The following is a 17,162-nucleotide window of genomic DNA, read 5'->3' as shown; positions in this document are numbered from 1 at the left end:
CATGGTTGATCTCATTGACGTTGTCTTGGAGGGGTTCAAAGATGTCGTTGACTGGGTTGCTGGCCTCTTCATGGATGGTCTAACAACAGGATACAATACTCTCACTGAGGAGATGTTCGGAACTCCTACCCCTCAGACAAATGGACCATTCGTTTTCGGGGAGCCGACGAATGTACCCTGGTCAGCGATTCAAGATACACTCGTCGGTGGCGAAATAATGCTCATCGCGTTGCTTCTACTCGTAATGAGTGTACAAGGGCGTCACACCATTCGAATATTCAATATCGGTAGCACATATGAAGCGAGGAAGACAAAGAAAACCGCGTGGGTTGGTGCGTTTCTGATAATCGTCTGGTATTGGCTCGGTGTCCTTTCGCTCTACGTTGTCGATGGTTTCTCAATTGCTCTGATGCCCGGTATGGCTTCGCTTCGAAATGCTATGTTGGGGTTCCTCGGTGTAACACTGACCAACCCGGGGTTATCACTGTTATTTGCGCTAATTGGAGGTATCTCGATGTGGGCATTGAACGCTCTGTTTTACATCCGCGAGGTCCTCCTCTACGTATATCTCTACGGGATGCCGATTGCGATTGCTATCGGATATGGGAATATCCCTGTTGTGTCTGACATTTCGATGGGGTTCTGTAGGCGGTTTGTCCCCCTTGCTGTCCTGCCCCTTCCAGCCGCGATAGTGTTCAAAGGATATGATCTGCTATACGGCGGGGGGACCCTCACACCACAGACTGCATTCCTCAAGTTCTTCGTCGCTGTCTCACTCCCACTGGTTGCGCTCTATATCACTTGGAAGACGTTCAAGTACGCGACTCCGCTGACAGCCAGGGTTGTCGGAGGTGCGACGAAAGGAGCAGCTCTCATCGGCGGTGTCGCGGCTGGCGCTTACGTTGGCGGTGCGGGTGTCGCGACGACAGCAGCACGGTGGGGACCGAAAGCAGCAGCTGGCCAAGCCATCGCACAGAAAGCAGCAGCTCGAGGCGACCACGGAACTGAGGACGGATCTCCATCGTACCGTCGAACCGAGAATGATCCCGGTGGGGCCACCGCAGACGCAGCGAGTGACAAGTACGGAATGGAGTACGATCGAGGTATTCACTAATGTCTACAGATCCAGACGCGGCAGCACGGCGTATCATGAACCAGTTTGGCGAGGAGAGTCGTATCCCTTACCTCAACATCGAGGAGGGGGACGTCGGCGTACTCATCGCCTTCCCGATTATCGGGCTCTTCATCGCGAGTCTCACTGGCGTTGAATCGCTTGCCCTCCCGTTCGTGGCTGGCGGACTCGGGTTTGGTGTCGCCGTCATCTACGTCTCTCCCGACCACCTGAACGCGTGGACGTGGACGAAGGACGTCTATCGATACGCGAAGCGCCCGCGAGTCACCTTCAGTGCCCCAGAAGCAGCCGACAGTACCACGAACGAGACCGAACGAAACGAAGGTGGGTTCGCAAACTACACGCCGTTCAAACCGGACGAGCGAACGCAAGACCTTACGAACATCAAGCGGGCGTGGCCCGGTGCTGGGGCGATCCAACGGGAGGACGGCACGATGGAGGCCTTCATCGAGATCAACCCGGGGAACATGGACTTCGCGATGTCCAACGACTGGGCCCAGCTCCAGAACGCGGGCGAAGACTTTGCTAACAAGGAACTCGACTCGAAGCTCAAATTCCACGCGACAACCCGTTCATTCCCGGTCGAGCAAATCACCCAGACGATCGAGGAACGGCTTACCGACGAAGACGTCACGGCAAATCCGATCTTCCGGGGACTTCTCGAAGAATATCAAGAAACACGCCCCAGAGAGATGCGTGACCGTGGCATCCAACAGATGCGATACTACCTTGGGGTCGAGGTCACGCCGCTCGAAGTCTACGACCGCTTCCGAGACGAGGGGACGCCTGCCGAGAAACTGACCAAGTTTCCCATCATCGGGTTCCTGTTCAATCTCTTTGTGACGCGACGCGAGGATCTCACCGATGTCGAACGCCGTGCCCAAATGTTCGAGAAGCTCGACAGCCGCGTCAACGACGTTCGCGCCGAGTTCATCCAGCAGGCGTCCGGCTGGTCTGCTCGTCGACTCAGTACGGTCGAACTGTTCGTTCTGAACATGGACTTCTGGAACGGACGAGAGCACGACTACGACGACGCAGACTGCGTCGTTCGCGAGCAACCGATCATCGGCCACTCGCGCCGGGAGGATGAGACCGATGTATAACGTCGTCCTCCAAGCGAGCGGCGGGCCTCTCGCCCAGCCCACTGAGTGGCTACTGAACCCCACGTCACCCGAAGGTGCGGCGATTTATCTCCTGTTGGTTGTGGCCCTCGGAGTCATCGGTAAACTCCTCTGGGACCGTCACACTGCCGATGACGAACCCGAAGTCGACTTCTCGGATGTCCTCGACGAGGAGACGCTCGAGGAGGGTCATGTAGAAGGCCAACTCCTTGACGACATCTCCGAGTCTCACAAGACGGTGACTGCGCCAGCAGCCATCGAGTGGGAGACACGAGCCGCACGCGTTGGCGAGCAGTGGACGACGACGCTCTACATCACGGATTATGCCGACTACCCGAACGACGGCTATCTGAGCGACCTCTTCGAGCTGACCGACGTCGAATTCGACCTCACAGCGCACATTACGCCAAAAAACCAGCAGCGAGCGCGGGACGAACTGCAGGACATCGCTGACGACCTCCAAGTTGACGCCGATCTGGAACAGAGCGTTCGAAGTGCGTACCTTCAGGAGCGAGCGAACGAAGCCGCTGCGACGTACAAGGCCGTCGAGAGTGGTGCGAACGTTTTCGACCAGGGGATGTTCATCACGGTTCGCGCCAACAACAAGGACGACCTCAGGGACTCAGTCCAGAAGGTCAAGAGCGCTCTCCGCGACGACCCGGCGAACCTCACACCGAAGACCGCGATCTGCCGGCAAGACCTTGCGCTCCAGTCAGCTGCCCCCATTGGAGACAACGTGTTTAGCCGCGAATCCATTGCCCTCGGTGGAGCAGTTGGTGCACTCCTCTCGTCACCGCATAACGCGACTATTCTCGAAGAGGGCGGGGTCGAGTTCGGCATCCACAAGGACAACCAGAGCCCCGTCGTCATCGACCCGTTTGCCCGTGACAACGGGTATGCGATGTTCACCGTTGGCGATACTGGGTCTGGGAAGTCGTTCGGCTCGAAACAGAACTTCATTCGCTCGATCGAGCAGAGCAAGGATCGCATCGGCATTATTCTCGAACCGCTCAACAACTGGGCGGGCGTCTCCGAAGCACTCGGTGCAAAACGCATCACCGTCGGTGGGACGCTCGGTCTGAATCCCCTGGAGATTCGCCAGACACCCGACCACGTCCAGCGGGCGATGGGTGAGGACGCGAGCCCGTTCAACGAGAAGCTCGACGACGCAATGAGCTTCCTGACGAACTTCTTCGCACTGCGCGGTATCTCGCTCGGTGATCGTCGGACGACGCTCGAACTCGGCCTCAAGCGCGCCTACAAGCGCAACGACATCACCGACGACATCTCGACGCACGGCAACCCCAGCCCGACCATCCGGGACATGATGGACGTCTTCGAGGACATGGTCGACGACCCCGAGGAGTTCGTCGTTCGTTCCGACGAGGAGGCTGGGAAGATTCGCGAGGACGCGACGTGGCTGCTGGACCAGCTTCGGCCCTTCGAGGGAGAGGGTCGCCACGCTAATCTCGGGAAGTCCTCAGAGTTCGATATCCGTAACGAGAAGGTCATCTATCTCGATCTCGCCCAGCAGGAAGGTAGCGTCGATAGCAGTACGGCGCTGACGATGCAGTTGCTCATCTCGCTCGTGTACGAGCGGGCGAAAGAGACGGACAAGGAGGTCGTGTTCGTCATCGACGAGGCGCGCTACATAATGCAGGACGCCGCGAGTCTGGCATTCTTAGAGACGGTGTTCCGACATCACCGCCACCACGATCTCTCGATCCGGCTCGTCACCCAGACCGTCGACGAGTTCTTCGAGCACGCCGAGTCCGAAGCCATCCTCGACCAGTGTGCCGTCAAGCAGTTCCATCGCCTGGACGGGATGGACGACCAATGGGCCGACGAGTTCGGGCTGAATTACGCCCAGATGCGCTACGTGCAGGACGCGGTCCCCGGGAACGAGGACGCTGGCTTCTCCGAGGCGCTCGTCGGCGTCGACGGAGAATGGCGCGGCATCAAGGTTGAGGCGATGCCCAAGGAGAAGCAGGTCATCGACTTCGATCCAACCGAGCAGCGCCGTTCTTCGCTCCCCGGCGCGGGTGAAGGTGCAGTTGATACGGACGTGCAGGAGTTCCGAGAGAAGCTGGAAGAGCAAACGACTGACGGACAGTCGAGTGACGCGGAATCCATCTCCGCCAAGCCTGACGGCGGTTCAATGGAGGGGGAAGACGATGCGTGAGTATCTCCGAGTCACGCCAACATCAGAAGGCCTGGATCCCGAGGGAATCCCTCGAGTCCTCGAAAGCCTGCACAAACTGACGACGGCGGAGTCAACTGGACTCGTGCAGAAGCTGAACCCACTCCACAGTAAGACACCGCTTCGGTTCGAGTTTCTCGCACTATCTGAGGGAGCGGACGACCCTGTTGAGTTCTTCTACGGCGCCGACGAGCATCTCGACACACTCGAAAAACGCCTTCGCTCGATCTATCCCGAGACATTCGACATCGAACGCGTCGACGTCGACGTCGCTTCACGGCTCATTCAGCCAGTCGAATTCACACCAGCAGAGTTCGTTAAACACTACGAAGCAGGGCATCTACAGTACGAATTTAGTACCGACGAGCAGCACGAACTTGACAGCGAGGAGCGTGACCAAGACCAGACACCAACGACCGAAGCATCCTCCCTTGCAGATGGTGGTGCCACAGTCGATTCGTCCCATGGCCACTTCGTCGAGATTGGGGAGACGGCGCTTGAGCTTAGATCTCCAAATGCAGTTCCGGACGAGGGGCCACTGACGATACTCGAAAAGCCGACCGAGACGGCCGAGGGAACGATACTCGCTCGGCCCACCGTCGACGCCGTCTCGCCAGTCGGCGTACGCTGGTCTGGTTCAGCCACCCGAAAGAAAGACTGGATGACGTCGTTGACGCCCTTCGCCTCCGAGGACGAAGACGACGGGTTGGCTGCTATCGACCAGCCCGGTGCGACTCTTGCGTCACTCGTCGACCACCTGATGGAGGCGGCGTCACCAGTAGCGTTTCAGGTTGTGTTTCAGCGACGGACAAGCTGGCAGTCCGACGCCGAGATCAGAAAGGAGGATCTCGTCGACGGGCGGGACACCTTCTTCCAGGAGATTGTTGGCTCCTTCCTGGAGGTCGAAGATCGGCGGGGCAATCGCGACGAGAAACAGCTCAGCGAATCAGTCGCCAAGCGCATCGAGTATATCGACGCGAAGAACCCCAAGCGGTCGTTCACTGCCAACATTAGAGCAGTCGGCGTTCCAACAGGGGATGAAGGCCGCGACGACCTCGCGGCCCAGATGAACGCGCTTCGTCCCGTGTTCGACCCAATCGACGGCCCCTATTACGAAGTCGAAGGGGACCGACTCCGTGCTGGCGGCTTCCGAGAAAAGACGAAGGCGAAGAACGCTCAGACAGCTCTCCAGCAGTTGCTTGACCGAGAGATGACGAGCGGTCGAGGCAAGACCCGACCGGATTTCGTCCTCTGTGGGACGGAACTCGCGAACTTTGTGCTCGTCCCATCCTCCGAGCAACTCACAGTTGAGGGAACACGCGGGACACGCGCTGAACAGCAAAGCCGGAACCCGCTTCCGTGGCCCAATCCAGATCTAGTTCAACAGTTCCAAGAGGGAATGGCGATCGGGTATGCACTCGATGAGAACGGATCTCCCCAACCGGACCCGATTCGGATTCCACCGAATCTCCTGACGACGCACTACGGCCGGTTCGCCTCGACCGGCGGCGGAAAATCGAAGGCAATCATCAACGACGCGCTGTCTCTCCGGGAGACGACTGGCGGACCCGTCGTGATCGTCGATCCGAAAGGCGACGGTATGTGCGCGAATTACCTTCGCTGCCACTACGAGCGCTTCAACGGGGTGGACGACGTCTACCAGTTCCGCGTCCCGGAGACGGTCCCTGCGTTCTCCTTCTTCGACATCCGGCCTGCGCTCAAGGCCGGACAAAATCGTGAAGACGCGATTCAGGACAAGGTCGACCACTTCCACGACATCATGCGGATGGTCATGGGCCGCGAACAGTACGGACAAGCGTTTGTCGCGAACGAGATCCTCAGCTACCTCATCAAGGCGCTCTTCGACGAGGAATACGGTAGTGACGCCTTCGGCCTCGATGATCTCTTTGCGGCTGCACTCCAGATGCAACGCGAGCGGACAGTCCCTCCGGTCGCTGCTGAGAACCAAAATGTCGAGGAGTCGCTGACGCGCCACTTCGAGAAGGATGACCGTCGATTCCAGGTATCGATGGACGCCGTCGGAAACCGTCTCGACAAACTCAGAGAGGACGCACACCTGCGTCGTATCTTCAGTCACGTTCCGGAACAGGGCGATGATGGCGAATACGTCGACAACCGATTCGACTTCCGCGAGTTCCTCGACGAAGATGCCACGATCCTGTTCGACCTGGGTGATCTCCGTCCGGAGGCACAGCGAGCAATCACACTTCTCCTGTTGAGTAACCTCTGGGACGCGGTACAGGTGCGTCGACGTGACGGGAAGACAGACTACGAGAAGCTTACCAACCTCATCATTGAGGAGGCGGCTCCCGTCGCCTCAACGAAACTCGTTTCCGAGCAGTTGCTTCCCCAAGGTCGGTCCTTTGGCCTGAGCATGGGACTAGTGATGCAGTTTCCCGAGCAAGTCAGGAATCGAAGCGAGCGCGCCTACAACGAGGTCCTCAACAACATCAAGACGAAGCTCATCGGGAACATCTCCATCGAGCGCGACCTCGCCGAGTCACTGGCCCACGAAGACTTGAGTCCGACTGACCTGCGAAATCGGATCAACACGCTCCCCAGCGGGGAATGGATTGCACAACTCCCCAGCCCGTCATTCGGGGAGACGGGGCCAGCCCCGTTCTCTGTGAAGCCGCTCCCGATAGCAGCTGGTCATCCAGAGAGCGACGAGCCGCTTTCTATCGAACAGGAGGACCACTTCGAGACCGTGGCCCTCCCCCGACTGTCCGAGCGGACACAGACCCAGTATGGGCTTGCTGAGGCCACTAACGAATCAGAGGCCGGAGACACCGAGGGATGGGGAAGTAGACCGAAGGGTGAACGGTCGACATCCACAGAATCGACTAGTCCTGTGGACACGACACAGTCGTCGTTCATCGGACAGGCAACCAGTGGTTCAGCAGCCGACGAAGAGAACGAAGGAAACGAACGGAACGAAAGAAACGAACGGAGAGACAAGAATACCACCAACCCGCTCTTTGGGGATCCTGAGTCAACTGAGCCAGAAGAGCTAGTCGGTGAAGAGGAGGAGACAGCTGTCGACGAGAACGGATCGTTACCAGTACAGGCTGGTGGTGTAACCGTCCCGGATGACGAGCTTCGACGGCTCGGGCTTACTTACGACGACATCCGCTTCCTGACCCGCATCCTTGACGTGATGAATGGTGATGCACCGAATCATGGACTCTTGGATTCAATGAGTGCGTTCAAGAACGACTTTGACAACCTCAACGTACAACGGCTCGTCGATCAAGACCTGTTGGAGGAAGGACGAGCGTGTGGTCGGAAGTACTACACCGTACTCCCGGCAGGGCGAGAACTGCTCGGCCAGAAACTCAAGGTCGGTCCTGGTCAGGGAGATATCGGGGAAAAGACGCCGCACAAGGTTGGTGTGAAGCTGCTCGAACTGTGGTTAGACTCCCACGAAGACGTCGCACAGGTCGAATCCTACTATGAGTACGATGAGGAGACGGTGTTCGATGTTGCCGGTCTTGATGCTGACGGAGAACTCGTGTGGGTCGGTGAAGCTGAACTCGCGAGTAACAACAAACACGCGCCGGTCAACGACTACGACAAGCAGAGTGCAGTGGATGCGAACGCTGTCTGGGCGTTTAACAGACGCGAGACAGCCGTCGAAGTGCTGGACTGTCTTTCTGAGGCTAATCGAATTGAGAGCAGTGTGAGCGGGCGTGCGGCCCGGTCGTTCTCGGATATTCGATCGGCCGTTGAATCGTTCGACGCAGCTGGGCTGACGACGATTCGGAGCTTCAACAAACTCGACCAAGAGTTCAACAAATGAATTGGCGACAAGCGACTCGTGAAGAGATCTACAGGTACTACGCCGAGGAGTTTCCCTCATACCGTGACGAGCTCCCGTCGTTCATCACAGCGATGGGACCGAAACAGTACGCACTCGCGTTTCGGGAACCCCACCCAGTACGGAAAGACGGAGTCCCAGACAAGGACTTTATTCGGCGAGATACGTGGCAGACGAACACCTCCGGAGAGCGGACCACTGCAGCGTTTCAGGAGTTCGACGACGTCATCGAATTCATCCAGCATCCAGCACGGAATGATCCACTCGGTCGGAGTAACTTCGCGCTCGCAGATCCAGACCTGCTTGACAAACCAGACCCGTGTCCTGATGCAGTCTATTACGCGCTGGATCACTGGGAGCGACCCTGGGTCCTCCTCGTCGACATCGATGCGAAGGATATCGCCAGGAACCGAGCAGCGGATACGGTCTCGGAGGACGTCGACGACTGGGACGATGATACGCTCCTCAACGCCACAGGAATCCTCGACGCCGCTCCCAAGGGGTATCCGTATGCCTTTGAGGATATCGAACGGGCCATCGAGTACGGCTTCGAGGTGCGAGATATCTTCGAGGACGACTTCAACGCCGAGGAGACGATGGTGGTGTACAGCGGCCAAGGCGTCCACGTCTACCTCCTCGACAGTGATCCATCCCATCGGTACGACGCCAAGAGTCGAGAAGTGCTGAACGACCTTCTACAAGACACCTACGAGATCCCTATCGACCCAGTGGTAACCGCCGACCGTCGTCGAGTCGCCCGGCTCCCCTACTCGTTGCACGCTGACGTCTGTAGCATCGTCATGCCGATTGAGAGCCCGACCTTCGACGTTCAGTCTGCGACACCGGAGGTGCTCCAGTCATGAGTCAGTCGACGCCTGTCGAGGACGAGCGTACCGCCTATCGCGTTGCGACGCTCCCACTCGAATACGGCACGACCCGAATCAACCAGCTGTTCACGCGAGGCTACAATCGATACATCATCGACGGCGAAGACCAACCAGACGATCTGTTAAACGACCTCGAGCGGTTCGGGACAGCGGCGTTCAAAGAAGACGTCAGGGCCAATGCCGCTGAGGAGCCGTTCGTCGACGAACCGGGAACGCTCGCCGTCCTCGCGACGTTGAGTGCGATCTGCGTCAAAGTACACCCGAAGTTCGAGCACGCTCCGCCGCGAAAGGTACAGGTTCTCTACGATATTCGCGAGCTCTATGTCAATAACCTCGCGTCCCTTCTTCGAGAATTCGGTGACGGGAGTCTTCAACAGGATATCGCAGAAGTGCTATACGCGAAAGGGCCCGGAGAGGATGGTCCGCACCCTGGTCGCGTTTGTACAGGGATCAAGGAGATGCCCGAGTTTGGTGAAGGGTTGTATCTCGAAATCCCGATGGCCGCAGCATCGAGGGACTGTCTCGTTCACGCCGACACCGAGCCAGGAGAGACCGGAGAACTGCTCACTCGCATCAAGGACAACTGCCTCTACGTACCGGTCGGTGATTTCGACACGAAGTATCGTGAGTACGCCAGACGTGCGTTCAAGAAGCTCCTGCGAGTCCAGGAGGAGAATCTCTCAGAAGACCAGCTGACGTGGCTGAGCACGAATGAGTCGGGCATCACAAAGCGCATCGATCGCTTCATCGAGACGGGACACCACGAACGAATCTGGCGAGATTGGAACCCCGGTGAGCGGACCATCCGTGTGCTCCGGGACGCGATTCGAGACGTTCCAGATGAGGTCGTCTCACTGGGGGAGTTCCACTCGGCGAAGGAGCTGTTTGAAGCAGTAGAGGCGTACGACCCAGAAGCGGACTGGAAGCGAGACGTGTGTAATCGTATCTCGAGTCCTCGGAGTCTTGGGAATCTCCTTGCATCCCAGCGCGACCATCGGAATCTCACGATCCGACAGCACGGAAATACGAACCACTATCGGATTCAGGAGTCTTCGCGTGGCGTCCAGCCTCTTGACGTCGAGTCGATCGAAGATCTGTTCGAGCTCCCCTGTATGGCGAACATGGCCGAGCGCCTCCACGAGAAGAAGCCGGTCCGAAAGGACCTGTACAACTTCGCCCGGATGGTGATGTGGCTGCCCCAGTACCAAGACAGTGACCTCGAGACAATTGTCGCGGATCTCAAGGACATCTTCTCACGATGGCCGTGGTACGACGAACAGGTCACCGACTACCAGATTCGCTACGAATTCTCGAATACGATTGGTGGCGACACCCCGCTTCCGATGAACTGCGACAACGACGATATACAGCGGTACTGCATCGGGCAGGAGCAGTGTCAATACTCCATCTGGGGAAGTCTCCCATTCCCAGACGAAATGTACGACCAACTGGATGAAGACGGTTCTACGGGAGAGGAATTCTAGCTCTGGAGGGTGCCACTTTTGATGACATTGTTTTCCTGTTCGAGCAAGAAGCGTGGTGGCAGGCAGTCCATCGTGCGAGGTACTATTCGAATATCTGGTCTGTAGTAGGGACCACGCGCTGGGCTGCCGGAAACAGCTGTTTTCATGACTCTCAGTTTTCAGTTACGACGACGCGACTCTGTTCGGCCATGTACGGATGACCGTAGCCGCAGTAGACCGTACACACGAATCCGAACGACCCGGTGGTGTTTACGACGAATCCAAGTTCGCTTGGCACCGTCGAGTGATGCCAGAGGTATACCGGTGGTGCGAGCGTTCCGCCGTACCCGCTTCCCCAGCCATACCCGCCCATTCCAGGACCGTACCCTGGCATCATCCCGGGGCCATATTCGCCCATTCCGGGGCCATATGGACTACCGGGCCCCTGTCCTGGGCCGTATGGGCCGCCTCCTGGGCCATATGGACCACCGTGGGGCCCGTGGTGACCTCCCCACGGACCGACTGGAACACCACTCCCCTGTCCCTGTCCCGGGCCACCAGGCCTGCTCCACATATACTCGTCGCCTAGGAGGACGAGACTGTGGTCTGGATATGCGGCTTCGGCCGCGTCGTGTAGGGTTTCGAGGGTCGTCCCCTGGGGAACGGGGATGGCCTGTTCGTTGCGCTGAGCTCGTTCCTCAGGGCTTGGGATGTTCGTACGAACTGCTTGCGGGAGTGCGTCGATCGCGGCATCTGCTTCGACGTTGAAGAGGGTGAGCCGTAGTTCGCCGCCAGGTGAAAGCGTTAGTTGGTCTATTTCCGCGCCGTCCTCGTCCAAAATGAAGTATCCCCAGTGATACGACCCGACGAAAGCCCGAACGGTCTCCGCCTGTTGGTCATCCCGTTGTGTGGTGTCTCGTTGAGGATGTCGCGTTCCAGGATTCATTATTGAGCATCCAGCCAGGGCGGATCCACCGGTGATCGCAATTAGCTCTCGACGAGTAACCGGTGGAAACTGGTCGCCCATGACCAGTAGATAGAACACGTGTGCCAATAGTTATTATTCACATACATTATCCAAATGCTGGCTTACTTGTGGGTATAGTTCGAGGAGATAGACTCCGAGAGACAGATCTGCCTCCTACTATTATCATACTCTAGATACAGATCCAGAAATCCAATGACCGAGATAGAAGCGGATCGAGTAAAACCTGCAATTCACTCTTCGCCGGTCCTGAACGCGAGCTTCTCAGACTAACCAAAAATGAACCTCAAGGAGAACTGGCCGTTGTCTTGAACTAGCTAATCCGGCGATTCTTTTTTCGGCGCCTATGAGAGAACCACCATCGTTTTGATATTTCTATCGGAGAGGTTGTCCGGGGAGTTAAGAATCTCCGTCACGCACTTTTTAGAGCTTACATCCCCAATATTCGACCGATAAGGGGTGAATTTTCCACGAGTCGAAGCTAACCATCGTTAGCTGCTGAGATTCGTCGGCGGCGAGTGCGGCGAATATGTGATACTGATTCCTTCGAATTCGAGGCCCTCAACACCTCGTCAAGCACAATTACCCCGGAAAGCCGAGTTTGAAGTTCGTCGAGGACAGTTCCACCGCCTAAAAACAGCCCGACGGACCTATTGTTGAATCTGAGGCTGTTTTGATACCCTTTGCACCTCCAAAATATTCCAAAGGAAGGCTAGGGTACACTGGTACAAACGCCGCTGGCTCTCTCTGGCCGAGGGGCCAGCAAACGACGAATGTCTATAGCAAACATATCAGAAGACACTCATTGAATGGTGACGCGATTCGCGGTGGATTTTCTCACCCCCAAGAGGGGTGAGGGGCGCAGTGAGCGCCCACTGAACTACGATGTCTTCAGAACACGAGCGACAGCAATCGCGGCTACGTAGCGAACAGATAGAACAATCAAGCGATGCGCCGTGGGCGGATCTCGAACTGACGGTTCCCAACGAGAGAAGTCAGCTCTCAATCGTCTCATTCGTCGAGTGTGTCCTCGTGGAACTTACCCACGAAGAGGTTGGTGCGGAGTACGTCTCTACGAACGTATGGGGAGCGAAGCGAACGCAGTTCATCCCCATCGACGACAACGGCGAGATGTTCCGGAAACGGCACTACTATGAACGACTTGGGTGGCACGAGTCCACGGTCAGTCGGCGGGCTGTTCGTGAGGATCTCATCACCCGGCTCACTCGGCCGTCGTCCCAGGCAACTGATCGCAGTCACGACGTGCCAGTCAACAACCCAGATACGTTCAGCGTCAAACCGGCTCGAAAGCTCCAGATGCGCTGACCGAACCTGAGTTAACCAACAACCTCCTGGGATCGGGTCTAGTGTTGGTTAATATCGTGCTCCATTCGAAGCCAACCAGGCGGCACCCAGTACGCCTCACTTGACGGGGAACTCTTCCTCGAAGTAAGAACGATATTCGTAGCCCCGCAAGAATACGTATGCCCGACACAGCGTCCACGGACGGTCCCCCTTCTTTCGAGGACCAATTTAGCGAGGACGACGTCGAACTACGCATCTACGGCACCATCCTGCAGACCCGGGAGCCGACGACGGCAAGCGCGATCGCCGAACGAGCAGAGTGTGACCCGAAGACAGCCCGGAAATACCTCAGCTGGTTCGGAGAACTCGGCATCGTCATACGCCATGACGGCCATCCGGCCACCTACGAGCGCAACAACGCGTACTTCGAGTGGCGACGCATCAACCAGCTCGTCGCCACTGATAAAGGGACACAATGAGTACGTTCGATACAGAGATGGCGTCCAGCACCGATTCCTCGGCGACGGTCGATGAAGAAGTCCGCCGACTGTACGAGCAGTATCAGGCGGCCGAGAGCGACGCTGAACGCCACCAGATCGCCCTCGAGATGGGGGAACTTGACGGACGCCGCCATGCGGAGATCTACGCCGCGCTCGAAGACGGGTGAGTCAACAGGCTCTCAGCGGCTCCGTAGCTATTGACGACCACTTTGCTATCCAGTGACGACGCCTCGTGGTTAACCGACCATCACGACGTGCTGACGCTTGTTGTCGGCGGAATCGAAAACCGGATTACGATCCCTCGGAGTGAGTAAGGGCCGCGGTCTCGCGTGGAGTGTTTATCTGCGCCAGAAGGCGTGCAGCGCGCGACAACGTGCGCAGCGTGATTCACCATGGATGATCCCGATCCACATGACGACACGAGTGCCGACTATGAACAGTTCGAAACTGAGCTCCTCGCACAGGACCGCGACGTCAACGGCGTCAACACGGCGGACATTGACGACACGACGGCCCAGAGCCAGATCAACGAGCTCCTCGACGCGGACGTCGTCACTCCAGTTCCCGAGGACCGCGTTCTCGTTCACGAACCGAGTGATACTGCGTTCGACTCACCGACGCAGCTAGCCGTCTTCCACCGTGGCTGGACGGCCGCCTGCGATGCCGACGAGGAGGCCGAGTAATGCAGCAGACGCTCACGGGGTGTGCATTCTGCGACACTCCGCCCGGCGCCGAGGCTGGCGAGGCGCATACGTGGGGTCAGGATGATCGGGTTACTCACCCCATCTGCGTCGACTGTGCGATCCAGTCGGGGCCGAATCCCGACGAGCGCGATCACTACGCCTGCGACGGGTGTGGACTCGTCGTCGACGCGCTTGCAGCGCTGACGCGGTTCCGAGTGGAACTGGGGCATCTCGAAGGCCCGTTGCAACTGTGCGAGCACTGTAGTCCAGGGGGGCTCGCAACGTACTGGACACGTGATCTCAAGGAGCATCTCGTGGCCGAGTGACGGTCGGCCGAGTGAGGCTCACATCATACACACGAAAACGGCTAAGTGCGTTGGCTCACATTGTACACATCATGAGCACCGATAAGAAGCGCGTGCAGTTTCGGGCCCCCAATCGGCTCATCGACCGCGCCGACGCACTGGCCGCAGTCCTCGGGGAAGACCGAACAGACGTCCTCGTGACCGCGCTTCGAGAGTACCTCCAAGACGCCGCTCACGACGACGCACTCACCCAAGAGATCGCCGCCGCCTATTACGACGACGAGATCACCTTCGATCAACTCAAAGCACTCGTCGGCGCCGAGGAGGCAGCAAACCTCCGAGTGTTGAAACAGCAGTTAGACGAAGACTTCATCGACGAGGTCGCCGACGCATAGATGTCGCGGCTTATCGCAGACGCCTCCGCCCTCGTGAGTCTCGGGATCGTTACTGACGACGATCCCGATCCACTCGCACTCTGTCTCTCCCGGTACGAGGTCGTCGTCCCAACAGCGGTCATCGATGAACTCCAAGAGATCGCCTCCTACGATGACGTCCATGGACACGCCGCGTCCGCCGTACTCGACCAAGCAGAGTCATTCACGACACAGTCGGTCGACCTCGATGCCGAGTTCCCCCTCGATGATGGTGAGAACGCGGCGGTCACGCTCGCGAACGAACTCGATGCTGCGCTCTTCCTCTGTGACGAGTTCAACCAACTTGGCTTGATCCACGCCTCACTCGCTGATACCCGACTCGTCACGACACCGACGCTACTCTCGGTTCTCGTTCGAACCGAACACCTATCAGCTGCCGATGCGCGGCTGCTCCTCGATGAGATTAGCAACGCCCGTAGCTGGGGCGCGAACAGTTACGTGCAGCGAGCTCGCTCATTGCTCAAGGAGCCCTGACACCGTAAAGGATACTTCGAAGTGAACAGGAATGCCCGGTAACGACGCTCTCTACGACGTTCGTGAACGAACCAAGAATCCCGAGCACACATCAGTTGACGATGTAGTCGAACTCGTGCTCGAACGCGCACAGCATCCCCGGACGGAGCACCGGGACGCGCATCTCGACGAGATGATGGCTACTGTCGTCGACAGATACGGGACCGACCCCGTCCGAACCGTCATCCGTCGCATCCTCGTCGACCACTACCCCTTTCGGACTGCCACGCACGACCTTGCAGTACGTACCGTCGACGGTGTTCGTATCGGGACGGCAGCCGGCCAGTTCCTGACAGAACTGAACGCACAGGACGACGGCTGAGATCGGTGTGAGCGATTCGTGTCTCCAAGAGCGACACCGCACCCGCCCGGTTTACGCCGATCGAGCTTGTTCATGCGACCGATGACTGCCTCCAAACCCGTACACTGGGACGCTAGAACAGCTATGGCGTCCAAAACAACTCGGCTTAGTTAATACGGAACCGGAGGAGCGCTCCAAGGCCTCCGAATGCAGTATCGAACTGGGCACCTCGATCGGTGTCAGTCGACACAACGAGACACTCACCGCCTTGGTCGGTCGTCACTTCCTCCAGCTCACGAATCTCCGCTGGTGGCCGTCCGTCAGAAACGAGAAGGACGTCGACTGCTCCATACTCGAGGGCGGTTTGCGTTTCATCAGCTCCGTAGGCGACATCTCCACCCTGTCCCAGCGCCGTGAAGAACCGATCGAGGGCTTCCCGTTCCCGTCGGCGCTCAACATCAGACAGTACGTCGTCAGCGCGCTCAACGAGCTGCGAGAGACCCTGCTTGGTTGCGTACTCAATCGGATAGACACCTAGTATGTGGTCCCGCAACTCGTGGTGGAGATAGTCACCCTGCTGGAACTCGTCGACGGTGATCGTCGTCCCGCCGAGGATGACGCCATCGACAGTGGGCTCATCGAGGAACGTCTGCTCGGCAGCGTCGGCGACCTGCTCGAAGAACTCGTGTTTCTGGCGGTCTCGCTCGCGTTCGAATCGCTGCGCACTCTGACCGCCAGCACGGGATTTTCCCATCACTTGGCTCTCGAAGGTCCGACTGGAAACGATGCGTTCGCCGGCGAGGCGACCGAGGGCGGCACGGCCCCGTTCGAGGATGACCAGACCGTACACCTCTGACGGGGTGAGCGCCTGCTCGACAGGGGCAGTCTCGAATTCAGCCGCACAGCGGTACAGCGAGACATCGACGGGGACGTCGAGATCGTCGAAGACGGCATCCTGCAGCTCACTGTCGACGACACCAGCGTAGATGACAAGGCCGCTTGGTGGTGTCTCTTCGTACGCTTGGAGGAGGCGTCGGATACGTCCGAGAGCGTCCTGGACGTGAGTTCGTGTCTGATCGGATTTGATGTTCGCAGCCTGTGCATATTCGCGGTCAATGCGCTCACGGACCGCATGGAGTGATTTGTCTGGCGGGACGGCCACGGTGATGAGCTCGGTGCCCTCGCCACGGTAGTTTGTGAGCTGGTCGATTCGATCGCGGAGTTCGTACTCGGTGGTCTGCATTTGTTTCGGTGGTAGCGGCGTCGCTGCTCGATGAGAAGGCGATACACCCGCCGGCGCCGCTACCAACTACGAAAGAACAGAGCAACCGCTCATCGTCCGCACGTTCACCCGTTGCACCGGGGGTGTGTGGTGCATACTATATTGTTCGTGACGGTGCACGATAATGCTTCCGTCGAGACGGTTAGTGGTGGCCGAGAACGAATAGAAAGCCCTCGGCCGCTCGGCATCCCGCGACCCACGCTGCGCTCCTCG

The 17,162-nt window shown here is 58.2% G+C and carries 14 protein-coding genes and 1 pseudogene; 14 read left to right on the top strand and 1 reads right to left on the bottom strand.

What is annotated here, in order from left to right:
• Position 1 precedes the first annotated feature (1 nt).
• The 14 genes and pseudogenes from FN829_RS14400 (at position 2) to FN829_RS14335 (ending at position 15,688) form a co-directional block, all read left to right on the top strand.
• The gene (locus FN829_RS14400) at positions 2-1,114 is read left to right on the top strand and encodes a hypothetical protein (protein ID WP_142987646.1); all 1,113 of its coding nucleotides are present in this window, start codon (positions 2-4) and stop codon (positions 1,112-1,114) included.
• On the top strand, positions 1,114-2,235 hold the full coding sequence (locus FN829_RS14395) for a hypothetical protein (protein ID WP_142987645.1): 1,122 nt from the start codon (positions 1,114-1,116) through the stop codon (positions 2,233-2,235). The genes FN829_RS14400 and FN829_RS14395 overlap by 1 nt, the downstream gene beginning before the upstream one ends.
• On the top strand, positions 2,228-4,435 hold the full coding sequence (locus FN829_RS14390) for a VirB4 family type IV secretion system protein (RefSeq protein ID WP_142987644.1): 2,208 nt from the start codon (positions 2,228-2,230) through the stop codon (positions 4,433-4,435). The genes FN829_RS14395 and FN829_RS14390 overlap by 8 nt, the downstream gene beginning before the upstream one ends.
• Positions 4,428-8,273: an ATP-binding protein gene (locus FN829_RS14385; RefSeq protein WP_142987643.1), complete on the top strand. Its 3,846-nt coding sequence runs from the start codon at positions 4,428-4,430 to the stop codon at positions 8,271-8,273. The genes FN829_RS14390 and FN829_RS14385 overlap by 8 nt, the downstream gene beginning before the upstream one ends.
• Positions 8,270-9,154, top strand: a complete 885-nt coding sequence (locus tag FN829_RS14380; protein WP_142987642.1) for a DNA primase — start codon at positions 8,270-8,272, stop codon at positions 9,152-9,154. The genes FN829_RS14385 and FN829_RS14380 overlap by 4 nt, the downstream gene beginning before the upstream one ends.
• A complete protein-coding gene (locus FN829_RS14375; protein ID WP_142987641.1) occupies positions 9,151-10,662 on the top strand; it encodes a primase-associated protein in 1,512 nt (503 codons plus the stop codon). The genes FN829_RS14380 and FN829_RS14375 overlap by 4 nt, the downstream gene beginning before the upstream one ends.
• 1,849 nt (positions 10,663-12,511) lie before the next feature.
• Positions 12,512-12,952, top strand: coding sequence for a hypothetical protein (locus tag FN829_RS14365; protein ID WP_142987640.1), 441 nt, complete (start codon positions 12,512-12,514; stop codon positions 12,950-12,952).
• A gap of 158 nt (positions 12,953-13,110) precedes the next feature.
• Positions 13,111-13,389: pseudogene (locus FN829_RS14360) on the top strand (DUF7342 family protein); the annotation flags it as partial.
• A gap of 38 nt (positions 13,390-13,427) precedes the next feature.
• Positions 13,428-13,598 carry a hypothetical protein gene (locus FN829_RS16005; protein WP_185955780.1) on the top strand — a complete coding sequence of 57 codons (171 nt, stop codon included), beginning with the start codon at positions 13,428-13,430 and terminating at the stop codon, positions 13,596-13,598.
• Between the two features lie 225 nt (positions 13,599-13,823).
• Positions 13,824-14,114 carry a hypothetical protein gene (locus FN829_RS14355; protein ID WP_142987639.1) on the top strand — a complete coding sequence of 97 codons (291 nt, stop codon included), beginning with the start codon at positions 13,824-13,826 and terminating at the stop codon, positions 14,112-14,114.
• Complete coding sequence (locus FN829_RS14350; protein WP_142987638.1) at positions 14,114-14,440, top strand: DUF7558 family protein; 327 nt, start codon at positions 14,114-14,116, stop codon at positions 14,438-14,440. Before FN829_RS14355 ends, FN829_RS14350 begins: the two co-directional genes overlap by 1 nt.
• 71 nt (positions 14,441-14,511) lie before the next feature.
• The gene (locus FN829_RS14345) at positions 14,512-14,814 is read left to right on the top strand and encodes a hypothetical protein (protein WP_136601315.1); all 303 of its coding nucleotides are present in this window, start codon (positions 14,512-14,514) and stop codon (positions 14,812-14,814) included.
• The gene (locus FN829_RS14340) at positions 14,815-15,327 is read left to right on the top strand and encodes a hypothetical protein (protein ID WP_142987637.1); all 513 of its coding nucleotides are present in this window, start codon (positions 14,815-14,817) and stop codon (positions 15,325-15,327) included.
• Positions 15,328-15,358: 31 nt separating this feature from the next.
• On the top strand, positions 15,359-15,688 hold the full coding sequence (locus FN829_RS14335; RefSeq protein WP_142987636.1) for a hypothetical protein: 330 nt from the start codon (positions 15,359-15,361) through the stop codon (positions 15,686-15,688).
• A gap of 145 nt (positions 15,689-15,833) precedes the next feature.
• Here FN829_RS14335 and prf1 read toward each other — a convergent pair whose 3' ends face one another.
• Complete coding sequence (gene prf1 / locus FN829_RS14330; RefSeq protein ID WP_142987635.1) at positions 15,834-16,910, bottom strand: peptide chain release factor aRF-1; 1,077 nt, start codon at positions 16,908-16,910, stop codon at positions 15,834-15,836.
• Positions 16,911-17,162 lie beyond the last annotated feature (252 nt).

Source organism: Halorubrum cibi, assembly GCF_900182635.1.
In the GTDB taxonomy this organism is placed as follows: Archaea; Halobacteriota; Halobacteria; order Halobacteriales; family Haloferacaceae; genus Halorubrum; species Halorubrum cibi.
Note: the sequence above shows the minus strand (reverse complement) of the source record. Positions and strands in the feature narration are given on the sequence as shown.